The organism is Vibrio sp. D401a, assembly GCF_030248515.1.
Taxonomy (GTDB): Bacteria; Pseudomonadota; Gammaproteobacteria; order Enterobacterales; family Vibrionaceae; genus Vibrio; species Vibrio rotiferianus.
The window spans coordinates 189,098-209,340 of record NZ_JAHGAI010000019.1 but is presented as its reverse complement, the minus strand read 5'-3'; the positions used below and the strand labels follow the sequence as shown (position 1 = coordinate 209,340).

The 20,243-nt window shown below is 46.5% G+C and carries 15 protein-coding genes; 13 read left to right on the top strand and 2 right to left on the bottom strand.

The annotated features are described in order from the left end of the window. Nucleotides 1–230 precede the first annotated feature (230 nt). From ppsA to KIV41_RS09810, 5 genes are all read left to right on the top strand, one after another. On the top strand, nucleotides 231–2,600 hold the full coding sequence (gene ppsA / locus KIV41_RS09830) for a phosphoenolpyruvate synthase (protein WP_027726571.1): 2,370 nt from the start codon (nucleotides 231–233) through the stop codon (nucleotides 2,598–2,600). 183 nt (nucleotides 2,601–2,783) lie between these two features. Next, nucleotides 2,784–3,563 carry a lipoprotein gene (locus tag KIV41_RS09825; RefSeq protein WP_045385600.1) on the top strand — a complete coding sequence of 260 codons (780 nt, stop codon included), beginning with the start codon at nucleotides 2,784–2,786 and terminating at the stop codon, nucleotides 3,561–3,563. Between the two features lie 117 nt (nucleotides 3,564–3,680). Next, nucleotides 3,681–4,502 carry a LuxR family transcriptional regulator gene (locus KIV41_RS09820; protein ID WP_285336256.1) on the top strand — a complete coding sequence of 274 codons (822 nt, stop codon included), beginning with the start codon at nucleotides 3,681–3,683 and terminating at the stop codon, nucleotides 4,500–4,502. Between the two features lie 81 nt (nucleotides 4,503–4,583). Continuing rightward, nucleotides 4,584–5,840 carry a tyrosine--tRNA ligase gene (gene tyrS / locus KIV41_RS09815; protein ID WP_078609897.1) on the top strand — a complete coding sequence of 419 codons (1,257 nt, stop codon included), beginning with the start codon at nucleotides 4,584–4,586 and terminating at the stop codon, nucleotides 5,838–5,840. 157 nt (nucleotides 5,841–5,997) lie between these two features. Further along, nucleotides 5,998–6,294: a Dabb family protein gene (locus KIV41_RS09810; protein ID WP_171358852.1), complete on the top strand. Its 297-nt coding sequence runs from the start codon at nucleotides 5,998–6,000 to the stop codon at nucleotides 6,292–6,294. Here KIV41_RS09810 and KIV41_RS09805 read toward each other — a convergent pair. Next, nucleotides 6,291–6,650 carry a DUF6559 family protein gene (locus KIV41_RS09805; protein ID WP_045385591.1) on the bottom strand — a complete coding sequence of 120 codons (360 nt, stop codon included), beginning with the start codon at nucleotides 6,648–6,650 and terminating at the stop codon, nucleotides 6,291–6,293. The genes KIV41_RS09810 and KIV41_RS09805 overlap by 4 nt on opposite strands. 113 nt (nucleotides 6,651–6,763) lie before the next feature. On the opposite strand from KIV41_RS09805, the gene KIV41_RS09800 reads away from it, so the two are divergent. The 8 genes from KIV41_RS09800 to KIV41_RS09765 all read left to right on the top strand — a co-directional run bounded on the left by KIV41_RS09800 (nucleotide 6,764) and on the right by KIV41_RS09765 (nucleotide 17,548). Beyond that, nucleotides 6,764–7,645 carry a LysR family transcriptional regulator gene (locus KIV41_RS09800; RefSeq protein ID WP_285336201.1) on the top strand — a complete coding sequence of 294 codons (882 nt, stop codon included), beginning with the start codon at nucleotides 6,764–6,766 and terminating at the stop codon, nucleotides 7,643–7,645. A 103-nt stretch (nucleotides 7,646–7,748) separates the two neighbouring features. Beyond that, nucleotides 7,749–8,831, top strand: a complete 1,083-nt coding sequence (locus KIV41_RS09795) for an efflux RND transporter periplasmic adaptor subunit (protein ID WP_285336200.1) — start codon at nucleotides 7,749–7,751, stop codon at nucleotides 8,829–8,831. 9 nt (nucleotides 8,832–8,840) lie between these two features. Further along, nucleotides 8,841–11,897 (top strand): efflux RND transporter permease subunit, encoded by a 3,057-nt coding sequence (locus KIV41_RS09790; RefSeq protein WP_285336199.1) that lies wholly within the window; start codon nucleotides 8,841–8,843, stop codon nucleotides 11,895–11,897. 2 nt (nucleotides 11,898–11,899) lie between these two features. Then, complete coding sequence (locus tag KIV41_RS09785) at nucleotides 11,900–13,390, top strand: efflux transporter outer membrane subunit (RefSeq protein WP_045385579.1); 1,491 nt, start codon at nucleotides 11,900–11,902, stop codon at nucleotides 13,388–13,390. A 207-nt stretch (nucleotides 13,391–13,597) separates the two neighbouring features. Next, entirely contained in the window at nucleotides 13,598–14,824 is a 1,227-nt protein-coding gene (gltS, locus tag KIV41_RS09780) for a sodium/glutamate symporter (RefSeq protein ID WP_285336198.1), read from the top strand. A gap of 148 nt (nucleotides 14,825–14,972) precedes the next feature. Then, complete coding sequence (locus KIV41_RS09775) at nucleotides 14,973–15,227, top strand: hypothetical protein (protein WP_038886516.1); 255 nt, start codon at nucleotides 14,973–14,975, stop codon at nucleotides 15,225–15,227. Nucleotides 15,228–15,627: 400 nt separating this feature from the next. After that, nucleotides 15,628–16,656 carry a GGDEF domain-containing protein gene (locus KIV41_RS09770; RefSeq protein WP_010452981.1) on the top strand — a complete coding sequence of 343 codons (1,029 nt, stop codon included), beginning with the start codon at nucleotides 15,628–15,630 and terminating at the stop codon, nucleotides 16,654–16,656. Between the two features lie 67 nt (nucleotides 16,657–16,723). Then, entirely contained in the window at nucleotides 16,724–17,548 is an 825-nt protein-coding gene (locus KIV41_RS09765) for a helix-turn-helix transcriptional regulator (protein ID WP_010452983.1), read from the top strand. A 54-nt stretch (nucleotides 17,549–17,602) separates the two neighbouring features. Here the strand turns inward: KIV41_RS09765 and KIV41_RS09760 are convergent, their stop codons facing one another. Further along, nucleotides 17,603–20,011 (bottom strand): glycoside hydrolase family 2 protein, encoded by a 2,409-nt coding sequence (locus KIV41_RS09760; protein WP_285336197.1) that lies wholly within the window; start codon nucleotides 20,009–20,011, stop codon nucleotides 17,603–17,605. Nucleotides 20,012–20,243: the final 232 nt, after the last annotated feature.

The following is a 20,243-nucleotide window of genomic DNA, read 5'->3' as shown; positions in this document are numbered from 1 at the left end:
AGACGTAATCGTTTGCCTTTCATATCAACCACGAAAAGTGTTGAACCATGTTTGCGTCGGAAAATTCGTTTAAGCCCCAGTTGGGAAGTTGTAGTTAACGCCCCTTGTCTACAATGGCTGCTTGTCAGCTCGATACTGCGTCTTCAATGACATTGACCTGCAAGGATGCTCAACCGCTGTTCGAGGTTGGTATAAATCCCTACAAAGCTGCAATGTTTCTGGAGAAAGACATGCAAAAGAACACCCTCTGGTTCAATGGACTATCCATGGATGATGTCGACAAAGTCGGCGGTAAAAATGCTTCACTTGGCGAAATGGTTTCTAACCTAGCCAATGTTGGTGTATCAGTACCAAACGGTTTTGCGACAACCTCGTATGCGTTTAACCAATTCCTTGACCACGAAGGTTTGGATGAGCGTATTCACCAACTACTTGATGAACTGGACGTTGAGGATGTAGAAGCCCTGCGCAAGACAGGTGCCACCATTCGTCAATGGGTATTAGAAGCCCCGTTCCCTGCGGATCTTGAACAAGACATCCGCGATAACTACAAAGAACTGACAGACAATCATCCTGAGATTTCTGTTGCCGTTCGTTCTTCTGCAACTGCAGAGGATCTACCGGATGCGTCATTTGCTGGTCAGCAAGAGACGTTCCTAAACGTAAAAGGCATTGATGCAGTATTAGAAGCGACCAAGCACGTTTACGCTTCTTTGTTCAATGACCGTGCAATTTCATACCGTGTACACCAAGGCTTTAACCACCGTGGCATTTCGCTATCGGCAGGTATTCAACGCATGGTGCGCTCGGACAAAGCCTCTTCTGGCGTTATGTTCACCCTAGATACGGAATCTGGCTTCGACCAAGTCGTATTCATCACCTCTTCTTGGGGCTTGGGTGAAATGGTGGTTCAGGGTGCGGTTAACCCTGATGAATTCTACGTTCACAAGCCAATGCTAGAAGCGGGTCAACACCCAATTGTTAAGAAGACCTTTGGCTCTAAGCAGATCAAAATGATCTACTCAGACCGTCAAGAGATCGGTAAGCAAGTTGAGATCATCGATACGTCAGTAGAAGAGCGCAACGCCTTCTCTCTGAATGATGAAGAGATCAAAGAGCTAGCAAAACAAGCGATGATCATCGAAAAGCACTACAAACGTCCTATGGATATTGAGTGGGCAAAAGATGGCATCGACGGCAAACTTTACATCGTACAGGCACGCCCAGAGACCGTATGTTCTCAAAGCGAGCAAAACGTGATTGAGCGTTACGAGCTAAGCAACAAAGCAGACGTTTTGGTTGAAGGTCGTGCAATTGGTCAGCGTATCGGTAAAGGCCCAGTGCGCTTAGTCGACTCTCTAGACCAAATGTCATTGGTGCAAGATGGTGATGTGCTGGTGACAGACATGACTGACCCAGATTGGGAACCAGTGATGAAGAAGGCATCTGCGATTGTCACTAACCGTGGCGGCCGTACTTGTCACGCAGCGATCATCGCACGTGAGCTTGGTATTCCTGCAATCGTTGGTTGTGGTGATGCCACCAGCAAGCTAACCGACGGTGAGACAGTGACTGTATCTTGTGCAGAAGGTGAAACGGGCTACGTTTACCAAGGCGAGCTGGATTTCGAAATCAAACGCTCTGCGGTCGATGAGCTTCCGCTGCTTCCAACCAAAGTCATGATGAACGTGGGGAACCCAGACCGTGCATTCGACTTCGCTCAAATTCCGAATGAAGGTGTGGGTCTTGCGCGTCTTGAATTCATCATCAACAAGATGATTGGTATTCACCCGAAAGCGTTGCTGAACTTCGATGCGCAAAGCGATGAGCTAAAAGCTGAAATCACTGAGCGTATTCGTGGCTACAAAGATCCAATCGATTTCTACGTTAGCAAGCTAACCGAAGGCATTGCGACTATCGCGTCTGCATTCTGGCCAAAACGCGTGATCGTTCGTATGTCTGATTTCAAATCGAACGAGTACAGCAACTTGGTCGGCGGTAAAGGTTACGAACCACATGAAGAGAACCCAATGCTGGGCTTCCGTGGTGCGTCTCGCTACATTTCTCCAGTGTTTGAAGACTGTTTCGAGCTAGAAACTCAAGCAATCAAGCGCGTTCGTAACGAGATGGGTCTGAAGAACGTTGAAATCATGATCCCATTCGTACGTACACCAAGCGAAGCGGCATCGGTTATCGACCTACTAGCTAAGTTCGACCTACGCCGCGGCGACCAAGGTTTGAAAGTCATCATGATGTGTGAGCTACCGTCAAACGCAGTACTTGCTGAAGAGTTCTTGAAGTACTTTGATGGCTTCTCTATCGGCTCAAACGACATGACTCAGCTTACGCTTGGTCTTGACCGTGACTCTGGCGACGTTGCTCACCTATTCGATGAGCGCAACCCAGCAGTGAAAGCCATGCTGCAAATGGCCATCGATGCGGCAACCAAAGCAGGCAAATACGTCGGTATCTGTGGCCAAGGCCCATCAGACCACGATGACCTAGCGGAATGGTTGATGGAACAAGGTATCAGCTCTGTGTCATTGAACCCAGATACGGTTATCGATACTTGGTTGAAGCTAGGTAAAGTGAGCAAGTAATACGCTCCTTCCCAACTCGTAATGCAAAGCCCTCAAAGCTCGGTTTGAGGGCTTTTTCTTTGTCTATCATGTCAAAGCTCTGTGAGTTCGTGACGACAATCCCAACCTAAACGGCATGCTAATTTTCCCTCTGAGATTTTTCACCTAGAATGAAAGAATCTGATTTCATAAAAGAATGAACCTATGAAAAAGCCACTTGCACTTGTTACCGCTTTAACGCTACTCGCCTCTCCGGCTTACGCAGATTGGGACGACATTTCTAACAGTCTCTCAGACCTTGGTGACGCCGTCTCTGATACTGCAAAAGACACTTGGGATGACACCAAGGCGTTCTCTAAACAAGCTTGGCAAAATTTCACTAACTGGTCTGAAGATGCGATCAACACTGCGGGTGAATGGACTGATGCCAGTATTGAGACCAGTAAAAAGTGGATCGACGATGCCGATAAGAAAATCGATGAATTGATGGAAGGCGATACGCCAGAAGAAGCGCGCCAAGCGATTGATTTGATGGCAGATAGCACCCTGCTAAAACTCTTCAATGAGAAACCAGAAGCGAAAGATCTTTACGACAACGCTTACGGTTATGCGGTGTTTGATTCACGTAAACTGTCGCTGATGTTCCATACCAACTCCGGCTCTGGGGTTGCAGTCAACAAGTCAACGGATAAGCGCACTTACATGAACATGTTTGGTGCGGGTGTTGCCCTTGGTGTTGGCGGTAAGTTCTACCAACAAGTCGTGCTGTTTGAGGAAGAAAAAGACTTCAACACCTTTGTCGAGGAAGGCTGGGAAGCATCGAGCGAAGCCTCTTTAGTTGCTGGTGAGGATGGCGAAGAAATGACAGCGCAATTCAACAGCGGCGTGGCGGTGTATCAGCTCAACACCACAGGCTTGTTGGTTGATGCGAACGTTTCTGGCTCGAAATACTGGGTGAATAAAGAGCTGACCGATTCGCAGTAATCGCTTAGTGACAAGGATTTATTGATGGGGAGCACAACGCTCCCCTTTTTGATCACTTTGGGATCACTGTCTGTTGCGTTATGCTTATCTCAACCTTTATCGCACGCTCGAATTCCCATGCCTAACGACGCATTCAACACTCAACTTGCAGAAACAATTTCTGCCCTTAACTCACCAAGCTTTACGCCTAAACTCATGCGCGTTATAGCTTCGTTATTGAGTTTTGATTGCGCGGTGATACTCGGCTACCGCGAAGGCAAACACCCTATCTATCTGTATGATTCGATTGAAAATGAGCGCGAGCTTTTGTTCCAGCGTTACCTCACCACCTCTTTTCAAAACGACCCGTTTTACCAGAAGCTTAATGCCAACAAAGAGCAAGGCATCTTCACGCTCAAAGATGTAGTAGGCAAAGACGTCGTGCGTAACGATCTCGATTACCAAGCCTACTGTGAGCAGTTTTACCATCAAACGGGTTGGAAGGATGAACTCAGCATGCTGATTGAAATCGAGCCGACACGTTGGGTGATGCTCTACTTTGGGTTTATGCAGGACGATAATCGCTTCACCAAGCCTCAAGTAACCAAGCTTAAAGCTTACTTCGCCATTATCCAGTCTTTGTGCCAACAGCACTGGAAACAAACCGAGTTTACACTCGCCGAGCCAGTGTTTAGCCCTAACGAATATTCAGGACAAATGCGTACGGCGATTGAATCTGCACTGGCATCGTTTGGACAAACCGTCCTCACTAATCGAGAACAGGAAATCGCGGCATTGATCGCGCAAGGCTATGACAGCAAAGAGATTGCAACGCAGCTAGATGTTGCAGAAGGCACAGTTAAGAACCACCGCAAACGCATCTACGCACAACTGAATGTGGCGTCTTTAAGCGAGTTCTTTCAGTTGTTTCTCAACCACCTGATCACTCAATCAAGATAACAAACTGTCCCTTTAGGGATATATCTCGATTCCGCATCGCCTTTTAATCTGAATACAACCAAACCAGATAAAGATAAGACGATGACACTGATTGAAGATTTACAAGCTCGCGGTTTGATTGCCCAAGCGAGCGACTTAGACCAAGTTCAACAACTGCTATCTGAGCCACAAACCTTGTACTGCGGTTTCGATCCAACCGCAGGTAGCTTGCACATCGGCCACCTTGTGCCACTGATTATGCTCAAGCGCTTCCAAGATGCAGGGCATCAAGCCATCGCTCTGATTGGTGGTGCGACCGGTATGATTGGTGACCCGAGCTTTAAAGCCACAGAGCGAAGCTTAAACTCAGAAGAGACCGTAACGGGTTGGGTACAAGATCTGTCGAATCAAATTCAACAGTTGATGAATAACCAAGTCAGCAAACCAATGATCATGGTAAACAATGCGGATTGGGTGAAGCAGATTAATGTGATCGACTTCTTCCGCGACGTAGGTAAGCATTTCTCCGTGAATACCATGATCAGCCGAGAGTCGGTGAAGCAACGCTTACAACGTCCAGATCAAGGCATCTCATTTACCGAGTTCAGTTACGCACTGCTGCAATCTTACGACTTCGCAGAATTAAACCGTCAGTACGGCTGCCGCCTACAAATCGGTGGTAATGACCAATGGGGCAACATTGTTAGCGGCATTGACCTTACTCGCCGCCAAAATGGAGAGCAAGTATTTGGCTTAACCCTACCTTTGATCACCAAATCTGACGGCACTAAATTTGGTAAAACCGAAGGTGGCGCTGTGTGGTTAGATCCAAGTAAGACCTCACCTTACGCTTTCTACCAATTCTGGTTGTCTGCGGAAGATGCCGATGTTTACCACTTCCTGCGCTACTACACCTTCTTGAGTTGCGATGAGATTGCCGCGATTGAAGCACAAGACAAAGAAAGCAAAGGCAAACCACAAGCACAGCGTATCTTAGCAGAGCAAATGACGCGTTTTGTCCATGGTGAAGAAGGCTTAGCAAGTGCAGAGCGAATCACTCAAGCGCTATTTAGCGGCAATGTGCAGCAGCTAAGTTTGAGCGAGCTAAAACAGTTGGAACTCGATGGCTTACCGAGCATGCAAAGTGCTGCGCAAGACTTGGTCGAGCTTCTGGTTGAATCAGGCTTAGCCAACTCAAAGCGTATTGCTCGTGAACTGATTGGCAACAACGCCATCAGTGTGAACGGCGAGAAAGTTGACGCAGAAAACCCAAGTTTGAACTTCCCGTTGTTCGATCAGTACTGGTTACTTCAACGCGGTAAAAAGCATTTCTACTTGGTGAAACGCATTGAGGGTTAACGGTTCCCATCTAACGACCAAGCTAGACCAACTAAAACGCGAGCCAAAGTGCTCGCGTTTTTGTTTCCCTATTTTGTGAAGCCAAAAGCTAACTTTAGAGTGGATGCCCGTTATAGTGTTGTTCTTCAAACACAACAAAATATAACAACACAAAGCCATGATCAGACACATTCTACTCATCAAATTTAAAGCTTCTGCCACCGACGACAAAATTCAACAACTTCGAGAGCTATTCGAAGCCATGCCAACGAAAGTGGAAGGCGTAACCGACGTTGAATGGGGCTTAAACAACAGCCCAGAAGGAAAGAACAAAGACTACACACACGCCGTGATGATGACGTTTGCCGATGAGGCGGGTCGTCAGAACTACCTCCCCCATCCAGAGCACGATGCATTGAAAGAGGTATTTAGACCACTGCTTGAAGACATCATCGTGTTTGATTACGAGGTTTAGTATCGGCTATTCATTCCAAATCGGTGGGACATATCGTCGTCCATACGACCGCCTTTCCAACCACCCGAACCAAGTAGATTCAAAACATCTTGTGCGGTGTAATCACCACCATCGAAGAAATCGTTAGCAACATCAGAACGCAGAGACTGAATTTGAGCTGCTTCTCCTGAGTTAAGTTCTTCAGGATTGGCATAAAGCGCTAAAGCAATTTGCTGTTGGCGCTTGCTCAACTCGCTTGTGCTGCTTTGCACTTGTCCGATAGAGAAATACTCGCGGCTTCCATAGCCCTTAATCAATCGGGCGGAGAGCAGCTTGATGACCTTCTTAATTCGACGGCGTTGAATGACTCTAAGCACATTAATACCCTATTTTTCTTATAGCAAAATTGACGTTATATTTTGTGCATAACGTTATGATGCTTTAGAGTGTCACGGTTTAATACAGTGTTCAATAAGCATGGAGCGCCATTGTGAAAATCGACGATCTTAAACTCTTCATTAAAGTGGTTGAGCTAGGAAGCTTTACCGCCGCGGCAAACGCATTAGATCTGCCGCGCGCGAATGTGAGTCGACGAATCGGTGAATTAGAGCAGTCCCTTGGAGCCCAGCTGTTTCATCGCACCACGCGCAGTTTATCGCTGACCAACAACGGCGAAGCCTATTATGAGAACTTACTAAAAGCGCTCACGATGCTCGACTCTGCGAACGAACAAGTCAGCAATAACACCAACGAAGTTCGTGGTCGTATCAAGCTTGGATTGCTACCAGAAACTGACGAACTGGTTCGTCCAATTTTGTTCGATTTCCACGACCAATACCCTCATGTTGAGTTAGATATCCGCAACATTAACAACGGCTTTCATGACATGTTCCAGCAAGGGCTAGACATCGCCTTTCATGGCGGTGCTTTGTTTGATTCCGATATCGTCGCACGCAAGTTACTGACGCTCGACCGCTGTTTAGTCGCTTCTCCCAATTACCTTGAAACACACGGCATGCCAGAGAACCTAGAACAACTGAAGGAACACCAGTGTGTCTGTTTTCGTTGGCCAAATGGCGAGGTAGACAATGTATGGCACTTCCAAGAACAAAGTGTACAACTGCACCCGAAGCTCATTTCCAACAACATTGGCTTTATTAAGAACGCGACGATTTTAGATCGTGGTATCACCTTTATGCCCAAACTACTGGTGAAGCGAGAGTTGGAATCCGGCAGCTTGGTGCAGCTATTGTCACAATATTCTGTCACTGAAGAATCGGGGTGGTTGCTTTACCCTCAGCCTAAGACATTGAGTCAGGCGAGCCGCTTACTTATTGACCACCTCATTAAAGAAGTCCCAAAACTCGTTTAGCTGAATGCATTGTCTCATTTTTTGAGACAGTGAGTCTCATTGTCGAGTGATTATCTCAACATTGTACAATTGTATGATGGCACCAAAATTATGGAGCCATCGTATGAATCGTCTATTCAAAACTACTGCATTAGGTGCCGCGACATTGGCACTGTTTGGCTGCAATCAAAGCCAAAACACGTTCACCGAACCAGAGTCCCCTCGCCCAATTCAAGTTGTTGAAGTCACGGGTGAAAATACGGCGTTGAACAAATCGTTTAGTGGCATTATTCAAGCAAAAGAGACCGCATCCCTTTCTTTTCGCGTTCCAGGCACCGTTGACCGCGTTTTGGTGAAGAAAGGCGATCATGTCGAGAAAGGACAGATCATTGCTACGCTTGATCCTCACGATTACCAAGTTTCTTTGGAAGAACTTCAAGCGCGCATGCTGGAAGCGAAGTCTGCGCATAAACTCGCAAAGGCCGAGCTAAAACGCGTGAAACAAGCCACCGATGATGACGCGATTGCCAGTGTGAATTTGGATCGAGCCATCAGCGGTTATGAGCGTAGTTTGTCTGCGGTTAAAGTGGTAGAGAAGAATATCCAACGCGCGGAAGATGCCTTGGCTTACACCACACTGCGTGCACCATTTTCTGGCAGCATTGGCGAGGTACGAATCGACGCATTCGAGCAGACACTGCCGGGCGTTAGCGTCGCCACTCTTCAACAAGACGGTCAGTGGGAAGTGGATATCGATGTGCCTGAGAACATGATTCGTCAGTTTAATCTTGGGCAAACAGCGGCACTGTCTTGGTATGGTTCAGAGCAAACATACCGTGCGAACGTCGCTGAAATCGCGCCTAAAAAACATCTCATCAAACAAACTTACCCTGTCACTCTAGCTATCGATTCGATTTCTAGTGAGCTGTTCAATGGCAAAGCCGTTACGGTCACAACCTCATTTCAGCCCGATCAATCCAGTCATTGCTTCCCCTATTCTGCGATTTTAGGTGAAAAGAAAACGCTACACGTCAATGTCGTTCGTGACGCTATCGTGCATACCGAGCCAGTGAGTTTGCAGTCCATCGACTCTCACCAAGCCTGTGTCTCTGGTGCTTTCCACCAAGGCGACTATGTGGTCATCAGCGGCACTCATTATTTGCAAGCTGGCGACAACACGCCGAACTTAACCATCAAAACGCTATAGGTTCGAATCATGATCAATTTAGCTGAATTCGCGATAAGACAGCGCACTTTCGTGTTGTTCTTTATCGCCTTGAGTGTGGTGGCAGGACTGTATTCTTACTTCGATTTAGGCAAGCTGGAAGACCCTAGCTTCACGGTTAAAACCGCCGTCGTCGTCACCTTGTATCCGGGCGCATCGGCGGAAGAAGTAGAACAACAAGTCACCGATACCATTGAGACCAAGCTGCAAGAAATGGCGGAGTTGAATCGCCTGCGCTCATTGTCTCGTCCGGGGATGTCGATGGTATTTGTCGACTTGAAAGAGAGCCTCAATTCCAAAGCGCTTCCGCAGCAATGGGATTTACTGCGCCGCAAAGTCGACGACGTAAAACTGCAACTGCCGTCTACAGCGCAAATCAGCATTGTTCAGGATGAGTTCTCTGAAGTGTATGGCATGCTTTTCTCTATCCATAGCCAAGACGCCGCACCTGAAGAATTACGCCGCTATGCAGAAGAATTGCAACGCCAAATCAAAGCTGTAAAAGGCATCAAGAAGATTGAGCTACACGGCGTGCAACCACGAGTGGTTTACATTGATATGCCTGACGAACGTCTGGCTCAATATGGCTTGTCTGTCGCGCAGGTGTGGAACCAACTCAGCACACAGAACATGACCTTTGAAGCAGGCAAGTTCGATGCTGGCACCGAGCGCATTCGCATCACTCAAACCAGTGAATTTCAATCATTAGATGATATTCGCAATTTGGTCATCAAAGGTGGCGTGAGTGAGCTAGGTACAGGCTTGATTCGCTTAGGTGACATCGCCGATGTATCCATGGGCTACCAAACACCAGCGCTAACAGAAAGCCGATTTAATGGTGAGCCTGCGGTGACGCTAGCGGTCAGCCCTGTTGAAGGTATCAATGTGGTCTCGCTCGGCGACACGATTCGCGACATCATCCAAAACTACCAACAAACCCTACCGCTTGGCGTTGATATTTCTACTGTGGCTTACCAACCTGAAGAAGTGCAAAAAGCGATTGATGACTTCGTCGGTAACCTGCTCGAAAGTGTCGGCATTGTGTTTGTGGTGCTGTTGGTCTTCATGGGCTTTAAGAGCGCGACAATTGTGGGTTCGAGCTTATTGCTGACTATCCTGCTCACGCTGATCTACATGAACATTGCAGGCATTGATTTGCACCGAGTCTCGTTAGGTACCTTCATTCTTGCTCTAGGTATGTTGGTAGACAACGCCATCGTGATCACTGACATGATGATCGTAAAACTGAGCAAAGGCATCGAGCGCACACGTGCTGCTATTGATTCAGTTAAGGAAACCGCCGTCCCTCTGCTTGGCGCGACCGTCATTGCCATCATGGGTGCAAGTCCAGTTCTGTTCTCCAAAACCGACTCAGCCGAGTTTGCGGGTTCAGTGTTCTACATCGTCGCGTCTTCGCTTCTTTTGTCTTGGTTGGTCGCGATGACCTTCACTGTGCTGATGTGTTGGATGTTCATCAAACCAACACCTATCGATGAAGATGCAAAGCCAAGCCGTTACAAGCAATTGGTGTTTTGGACGGTTGATAACCCAATGAAAGCACTGACAGCATTGATTCCACTGCTTTTGGTGACTGCTGTTGCTGTACCTTACGTGGCGGTGAACTTTATCCCGCAATCGGATCGCCCTATCGTGTTCCTTGATTACTGGCTACCGAATGGCGCCAAGATCGAACAAACCTCAGCTGACATGCGCAAAGTCGAGCAGTGGCTACTCAAGCAACCAGAAGTAGAAAGCATCTCTAGCTACATGGGCGCAAGTGCACCGCGCTTCTCGGTGACCGTAGAACCAGAGCCGCTTGATCCTGCATACGGGCAGATCTTGATAAACACCAAGGATTACGAAAGCATCAGCCAACTTGTTGAACGTGGTGACAAGTGGTTGCAAAACACTTTCCCAGATGCCGAACCTCGCTTTAGAGCACTAAAACTGGCGACCTCAGACAAGTATGCGGTAGAAGCTCGCTTCTCTGGCCCTGATGAAGCGGTGTTGCACCAACTGGCGGATCAAGCGAAAGCGATTTTTGCCACGCATCCCGATGCCAAATACGTTCGTGATGACTGGCGTCAAGAAAGCAAGGTGCTGAAACCCATCATCAATCAAGACAAGATGCGCCAAGCTGGCATTAACCGTGCGGACATCGCCTTTGCTCTGAAACGCGCTTCTGATGGCATGCCACTAGGCCAAATGAACCTCAATGATGAGTTGATTCCAATTCAGCTGCGTGGCACGTCTCAAAATATGGCCTCACTGGAAACTCTGCCAGTACGTTCGCTGCTTGGCATGCACAGTGTGCCTCTCGGCCAAGTGGTCGATGGCTTTGAGCTAGTACCAGAAGAGAGCATGATCTGGCGCCGCAATCGCGTCAAAACCATCACAGCACAAGCAGGTGTTGAGCGTTCAACCACACCAGCAAGAGTACGCAACGCGGTGAAAGATCAAATCGAAGCGATTCCTCTGCCAGTCGGCTACAGCTTGGAATGGGGCGGCGAATACTACGATGAACACAAAGCGGTTACTGACATCTTTAAACAGCTACCAAAAGCCATGCTGATCATGGTGATCATTCTGGTCGCAATGTTTAACGGCTTTAAGCAACCAATCATCATTCTAGCCACGCTACCTTTGGCGGCTACCGGTGCCACCTTTGCTCTGCTTGGTTTTGATAAACCATTCGGCTTTATGGCGTTGATTGGTGCCATCACCTTGACAGGCATGATCATTAAAAACGGCATTGTGTTGATGGACCAAATTGAGTTGGAACGTGCGAACGGCCGCCCATTATCGGATGCCATCAAAGAAGCCACCGTTAACCGCACCATGGCGATTTCGATGGGTGCACTAACAACCGCACTCGGCATGATCCCGCTGCTATCGGATCTCCTGTTCGACCAAATGGCAGCCACCATCATCGGCGGTCTGGCCGCGGCGACCGTGTTGTCACTGTTCATCATGCCGGCACTGTATCGCTTGGCATACAAAGAAACATCACCAACCACGCAAACTGACGCTGAATTGAAGGAGGCGTAATCATGAGAAAGTTCGTTATCGCGCCACTGGTATTGGCAATGAGTTTATCCGGTTGTGCCGTTGGGCCAGACTATCAAACGCCAACCACCAGCATGGCAGAAACTTATTTGTATGCTGACCAAAATGGTGTCAGCCGCAATGCTGAGACAGAACCATTTTGGTGGACAGAGTTTAACGACCCAACGTTGAACGATTTGGTGCTTGATATGCAAAGCCAAAACATCCCGCTTAAGGTCGCGGCAGAGCGCATCAAAATGGCAGACAGCTATAAGAGCGTTGTTGAGTCATTCAAGGTGCCGACCATCAATGTTGGTGCCGGATACGTCAATTATCAGCTCAGTAAGAACGACTCGCTGCTTGGCCCTGCGCTGAACCCAATTGGTGATTCCGCCGCTGGCCTGCCACCACAAATTGCCAATACAACCTTGTTGGACAATCAGCACGATGGTGTGTTTGCTGGAGCGAGTATCGCTTGGGAATTGGATTTGTTCGGTCGCATTGATCGTCAATCCAATGCCGCACAAATTCGTGTTGAGCAAGCAGAGATTTATCAAAGCGGACTGACGACTTTGCTTACTGCGGACTTGATTCATAACTACTTGCAGTATCAAGGGGCAAGCGAGCGTCTCGACTTAGCTAAATCAAACCTTGAAGACCAAAGAAAAACCATGGACTTGGTCGAGAAAGTGGTTCGTAGCGGTTATGGCTCGGATCTCGATTTAGCGCAAGCCAAAGCGACGCTTGCAGCGATGGAATCAATCATTCCTCAATTGGAAATCGCGCAGCAAGTACACAAACATCGTATCGCGGTACTGCTTGGTGAGCCTTTATCGAAAGTCGAAGTGCGACTTGCAGAAACTCAAGGTGTACCAGCAATGCAGAATGTCGTGCCAATCGGATTACCTTCAGACTTACTCCAGCGTCGCCCTGATATCCGCTTAGCAGAGCGAGAAATGGCAGCCATCAATGAAGAACTTGCGGCAAGTATTGCCAATCAATATCCGAAGTTCTTCTTAACCGGCGCTCCGGGCGTGTCTGCTTCTAGCTTTGATGATTTGTTTAGCAGTGATTCTTTCGGTTGGGTTGGCGCGGCAGGCATCAGTTGGAATGTCTTTGATGGTGGTCGTGGCGATGCTTTAGAGGACATCAACCAAGCTCGTTTTGAAGCAGCAACACTGACTTACCAACACGCTGTAGATTCGGCTTTTGCTGAAGTGGATTCCACCCTATTTGCATATGGCAGAAGCCAAGAGAATCAACGTCGTATTGATGATGCTCTGGTTGCGACAGATAAAGCTGTGGGGAAAGCCAAATCCCTCTACCGTGCTGGGTTGATTGACCACTTGTCGGTACTGGATGCTCAGCGCCAGCAACGCATGATGCAAGACCGACAAATCGCAGCCAAATTGCAAACGGCTCAGGTCACTGTCTCACTCTACAAATCATTGGGTGGCGATTGGGAGTTGGAAAAAACGACAATTCAACAAAATTAAATGAACAGTTTTTGATTTTGGGGAGCGAGTTACGAATTCATAGGGGACCAAGAATTCAACCGCTCCCCTTTTTTATCCATAGCAATCCGACTAAGTTCAAATTCGTCGCTATGTAACTGGATGAAATGTAAACATGTCAGTATGTTTAAAAGATGAGCATACGGATTGATTCTCATATCGTGTGTATTCACCTCAACAGGAGTGATTATGAATTTTGTCGACGGCGTATTACAAGTCGAATCTTTTCTCGCGGTGACCCTTGGGATCGTCGTTTTATTTTTGGGCAGGCGCTTAACTCAGGCAAGCTCATTTCTCAAAGAGTTTAGCATTCCAGAACCTGTGTCCGGAGGCATTTTGGTCTCTGTGCTATTCACTATTCTCCACTACGTCACTCAGATAGATGTACAGTTCGATCTAGCAACTCGAGACTTACTTTTGGTTTACTTCTTTACCACTATCGGCATCAACGCCAGCCTGCAAGACTTGTTCAAAGGCGGTAAGCCTCTATTGATTCTGCTTTCAGTGACCATCGGCTATATGCTAGTTCAGAACCTAACAGGGATTGGTATTGCTACCATGCTTGGACAATCAGAAGCAGTCGGCTTGTTAAGTGGTACTGTATCGTTAATTGGTGGCCATGGAACAGCCATAGCTTGGTCACCAAGAATTGCTGAGATCTTCGATCTCAATACCGCAATGGAAATCGGTATTGCCAGCGCAACATTTGGTCTAATTTTAGCAAGTTTGATGGGGGGCCCAATTGCGAAATACCTCATAAACAAGCACAACCTCAAACCCACCACAGTAGAAGAGATGGACGTTGGCACCGCGAAAAATGAACCTCAGCCATCCATCAATGCTTACGACTTCTTAGATGCGATGCTCGCGATTCATGTTTGTATCATATTGGGTGCGATTTTGAATGAAGGGATCAGTAGCTTAGGTCTCGAGCTTCCGCTATTTGTAACCTGTTTGTTCGCCGGTATTTTGATTTCTAACGTTATTCCAGCATCGTACCCTCGTATTACAGGCACACGTTGGCCAGCAAGGAAACCTGCTGTTGCATTAATTGCCGATATGGCGCTTGGAGCATTCCTGGCAATGTCATTAATGAGCATGCAACTTTGGGCTCTGGTTGATTTGGCGGGGCCTATCTTTATTATTCTTGGCGCGCAATTTTTGGTGGCAATCTGCATCGCAATCTTCGTTGTGTTCCCATTGATGGGGAAAAACTACGATGCGGCGGTAGTGTGTTCTGGTTTTGGTGGAATATCTTTAGGCTCGACGCCAACTGCGATGGCCAATATGTCTGCGGTAGCGCAAAAGTACGGTAATTCACACCAAGCCTTTATCATCGTGCCACTGGTGTGCGCTTTCTTTATCGATTTAGCGAACGCGCTCATCATCCCCTACTTCATTAAATGGATTGGCTAATTAAAACACCAAACGGTTAAAAAGAGGTCACTTCAGTGGCCTCTTACTTTATTTGCATAAATATCGCTACCACCTCTCCCCGTACTCAGTTGTATAATGGCATCTCTGAAATATTTTGTTACGTACTCGTTCACCCTTGAGAAAATACATGAACAGCAGCAGATGGGCAGGCCTTATGGTTGGCACCCTCTTTTTAATCGGCACTCTTATTCTATTCGGTTCTACCGTGCACTCAGCATGGTACAAAATTCCGTTGGAAGCTGTGAATGGCATTGCCTTCACCCTAGCTTTTGGGTTGGGTTTGAATCACTTCTTTGCTTACGTCTCAGCATTCATCACGCTAGCAGCGCTCTTTTACATTGGATACGCAATCGGCTCTCGCATTTTCAACAAGATAAGATAAGCACCTCCCCCATATATACCTAACTAAAGATAGTGGCTTTAAAACAGCCGCCATCTCCTTCCTAAAGGCACTCGGGCCGAGCTCAAGGTTACATTGGCACCAGTATAGCCGCTCACTTTTTCTATAAGCATATTGAGATCGAGCCATTTTCCCGAAAACCGAATAGTGTTATGCAACTTCGAACAATAAAATGGTTTATAAAAACGGCGGTTTGTATCGAGTAATTCTATAAAGGTCGGTGTAGTGTGCTTGGGAAAATGAAGTGTTAATACAAACCTTTGGCTACCCTTAAAGATAGAATTACCAGCGTATTTCCTTGTTTCATTGGAAAAAAACAAACATCGATACTAGATAAAAATCGACCTCTACTTCGCCTTCGTTGCTCCTCAGAGATGTTTGTATGGAAAGAACTTCCTTAGATAGGGTATTTGCGTTTTACTATGTTTGCTTAACGAGCTTGGGGATTGCTGTTACCTTAGTGGTGAGTGTGTACAGGAATGAACCGACTATCACTTACATTCCTTACCTGCTATCAGCATTTATCTGCAGCTTGTATATTTGGTTTGGACAAGCCTTAAACACCTCCCCGAATCAAAAGCTAATCATCATAGCTCTAATTTTTGGCTTCTCGCTTAGCTTCTATGTCTATTATTTTTGGGGCAGCCAACTCGTCTTCTCTTCTTTGTTAACCGTAAATTTGTTGTTTGTCCTGATGGAGCTAGGCTTCATTTGGTCCTTATTCATTTATGGTCTGGCATCACTTATCTATTTTCACATAGACCTATCCGCGATAGTTAAAAATCCATCGAGAGAAATAGATACCTATTCATTTGTTTTTCAATACAGCATGCTATACCTTTTTAACTTCTTCGTGTTTCAGGGGCTCAAAGCCATAGAAAAAGCATTCAACAACTACCGAAGCCAACAAAATGAAGTTCAACAGAGGCTCCTTAGACTACTAGAGATAGATGAACTCACCGACTGTTTATCTCGATTTAAAGGGAATCAACTTCTCGATCAACAGTTTGAACAAGCGAAGCTACACAATGAGACTTTCGCACTCCTCTATATCGACCTAGACGGCTTTAAACAAATTAATGACTCATATGGGCACGTCTATGGCGATGAAGTTCTTAAAATCACGGCTCATCGTATCTTAGGCCTGTTATCAGACACGCAGTTTGCAATTAGAAACGGAGGGGACGAATTCATTCTCTGCCTACCAAACATAGATAACTTTGAAGAGATAGAACGTTTCAAAGCTCTACTTCTTCAGGTTTGTAGTGCACCCATTTTGCTTGACTTCCACGAAGTTGAAATTGGTCTGAGCATTGGTATTGCGCGTTATCCACACGATGGCGATAACCACCAAAGCTTAATTCATCGTGCCGATGAAATGATGTATCTCACCAAGAAATCAAGAACATAAGGCTTAGGCTCATCAAGGAGCAGCCCCTATAACAAGTACAAATATAATGAGTTCAGGACATAGGTGTATGATCAGTAAATTAGAGTTTTCGCATGCTGTGACTGCGATTCGACGAGAGAGGGAAATAACACAAGGACAATTAGCAGATGAACTAGCAAGAAGTTATAGCCTTTTTGAAAGCTTAAATCAGTCGACGCTTAGCCAGTGGGAAAGTGGTAAAGTCACTCCTAGCCTTCTAAAGCGGTTAGCCTTTGCTCATTACCTTGGTGAAAAATATCAATACACTTCAAATGAATATAAACAAGTTAAGGCATCTCAAAGTAAAAACATCTATCTGAGCTTTAAAGACATTGTGTATCAGTACCAAGTTACCGATGTAAAGAGCTGTTTTCTTAGCCAAGTTAGCCCATCAGAGTATGAGCAAATCAATACTGTGCATAAACAGCTCATTACTCCGGGTGGGTTACAAGACACCATCAAACAGTTTAATGCAGAGACAAGTAAAGCTCGTCTTTATTACTGTGAAGGAATGTTAGTTGGGCATCTTATTTACCAAGAGTTAGGCGGGGAGTTTCGAATTCTTAGCTTATGGCAACTAGGCCGCTCGATTTTAAAGTTTCTCGTTCAAGACATTATCCAACTTACCGGGAATGCTATCATTCACCTCCCGGTACATGAACCAGTAATCAAACAACTGTTAATAGATATATTCATTAGAGATTTCTATCACCATAGAAAAGTCACTTTCTTCAAAGCACCAGCGACAATAATATTCAAAAACCCAATGGTGGAATACTGTTTTGATGGGCTACTCGATTTGGTTCTATATCGATTCCATCAAGTCGGTAATGAGTTCATGCAGCCTAGAATTCGAAACCGTGAATACATTTAAAAATGTATGATAAGGGGCGCGACACTGCGCCCCTTATTTGGTTCTGAATCAACGCTATTGCATTAGATGGTAGACGCGTAGCGATTCCGCCATCGTTGCCATGTCTTCACCCAAGAACTCAACCGTGACAGGTTGGTTTGCCAATAACGTGATGCTTGAGTCGTCAAAGCGTCCAGCCGTATCACATTCAAGATGAACAAAGAACGCTGGCTTATCGGCAACGAGCGTGACTTTATTGGCTTCAATCGTTACTTCAATATTCGCTCTTTCCATCGGCAATGTTTTTAGTTCATGAGTGCTAAACCAAGTGTTGGTAGTTCGATCTTTCCCAACTTGTGCTTCTACGTAGAAGAAACCCGATGCCAACTCAGACGAATCAAACTGCTCATCCAACTGCCAAACAATGGTGTTGCTGTCATTGGAAACGGTGCGCTCTAACGACCAAGTTTGTTTCACTTCATCTTGCCAGTTCACCCAATGCAATTGCGCACTCACATCAACTGATTCTTTGGCATCATTTAACAAGTGAAGACTCAACTTGCCAGTATGCTCCGAGAACACCAAGTACTGCGGCGCAAAGAAGCGTTTCGCATGGTAATGCAATTGCTTCCAACGGCCGCTGTACTCCAAACTGGACCAAGAACTCACTGGCCAGTTGTCATTAAGTTGCCAGTACACCATGCCACGACATACTGGAGAGATCGCGCGCCAATGGTCACAAGCGGTTTTGATTGCCATCGCCTGTTGCACTTGGCTGAGGTACAACATTTGTTCAAAGCCGGAAGGGAAACGGAAGTAGCGAGTAAACATCTCAGTGATGATACTGTTACCGCGCGGGTTCTTTTGGTGCTGCTCAAACGTTGGTGAGGTAACATTCCAGTCCTGCTCTGGTACGAACTGTTTTGTTTCAGCAAACGAAGGCCAAGATTGGAAACCGAACTCGGAACAGAATCGTGGGTTGATGTTTAGATAAGCATTAAACGATTTTCCTGAGTGCCAAACATCCCAGAAATGCATGTCGCCTTTACTGTCATCGTGCCACGCATCGCCAAAATCCAGCTCGCCGTTGCAAGGAGAGCTTGGCCAAAATCGACGTGACTCGTCTTGCTGACCGATGACTTGTTCGATCATTCGATTCAAACGATCGTAGTTCACCGTGTATTTGACTTTGTTGTGCTTGGATTCGTCGTACCAACCAATTGCACCAATCACTTCGTTGTCACCACACCAAAGCGCAATGGAAGGATGTTCTTTCAAACGCGGGATTTGGAACAGCAGCTCTTGTTCCACGTCTTTTAAGAAATCATCATCAGATGGATACAGCGAGCAAGCGAACATCATGTCTTGCCAGACCAACAGACCCAATTCATCACACAGGTTGTAGAAAATTTCGCTCTCATATTGGCCGCCACCCCAGACTCGAATCATGTTCATATTGGCATCGACAGCGCTCTGCAGAAGTGCACGATAGCGGCTTTCACACTCACGACCCGGCATTGCATCCACAGGAATCCAGTTTGCGCCTTTGGCATTGATTGGTGTGCCGTTGACAACAAACTCCATCGCCGAACCATGCTCATCAGCTTGGTTATTTAAGCTCAACTCTCTCAGACCAATCTTGCGTGATAGCGATTGATCACCACAAGATACTGTCATTGGGTAAAGGTAAGCTTCACCATAGCCCGCAGGCCACCAGCGTTTTGGCTCGGTAATATGGAACTGGCAGTGATAGTGACCACTTCCTTCGGTTTGAATCGATTGGCGCTGACCATCAAATTCAATCGTGATTTCATGAGGTTGAGTATCGGTTTCTACTTCGGTTAATACATCAACCAACACACTGCCGTCGGCCTGCCATTGTTGCTCTGTTGAGAATCCTTTGAGCCACACATCACCGACAGCCTCAATTTGAATCGGGTCATAGATACCAGACACCATCAAACAAATACCCCAGTCCCATCCCGAGTGACATTGTGTTTTGCGAATCAAGTTCATGTGCGGGATCTGGTTGTTCCCCATCGCCGAAGGAATAGGGAATGGTAATTTCTTCGCACGTTCTAGCCCTTCTATATCCACACGGGCAAACTCAACTCGAATCGTGTTAGTGCCTTGTTTTAAGTAAGGTTTGATATCAATACGTTGCTGGGCAAACATGTTGCTGCTAGTTAGTGCTTGCTCACCATTGATATAAAAGTTCGCTAAGGTGTCTACACGGGTGAGCGTCATCCACACTTGTTTGGCAGAGAGCACAGAACCATCGACATCAAACTCGCGTGAAATGTGCCAATCGCAAGTTTCAATCCAACGAACTTTCGCTTCATTATCAGCAAAATAGGGATTCGGGATGAGCTCTGCTTGCAATAATGCGGATACATTGTCACCGGGCAAAGTCATAGGAATATCGATATCTGGACGATGTGGCGAGGTAAGCTGCCACGTCCCGTTGAGTTCGATTTGAGCCATAGGGTAAGACCTTTAATTTTTATTAGAACAGGTTGGCTCAATGTAATCCTGAGGTGTCCTTACAAGAATAAGGGGAATGTCATTTACGTATGAAATGCGGCGCACTTCACGCAAATAATCTCATTCCATAAATCAGTTATTTACTTTAGAGATCGACAATTAATCGCGCTCTGCGGTTATATTGAGGTTCTCAACGTGCTAGTATCAGCGGCTTTTTGATCATCCTCACACT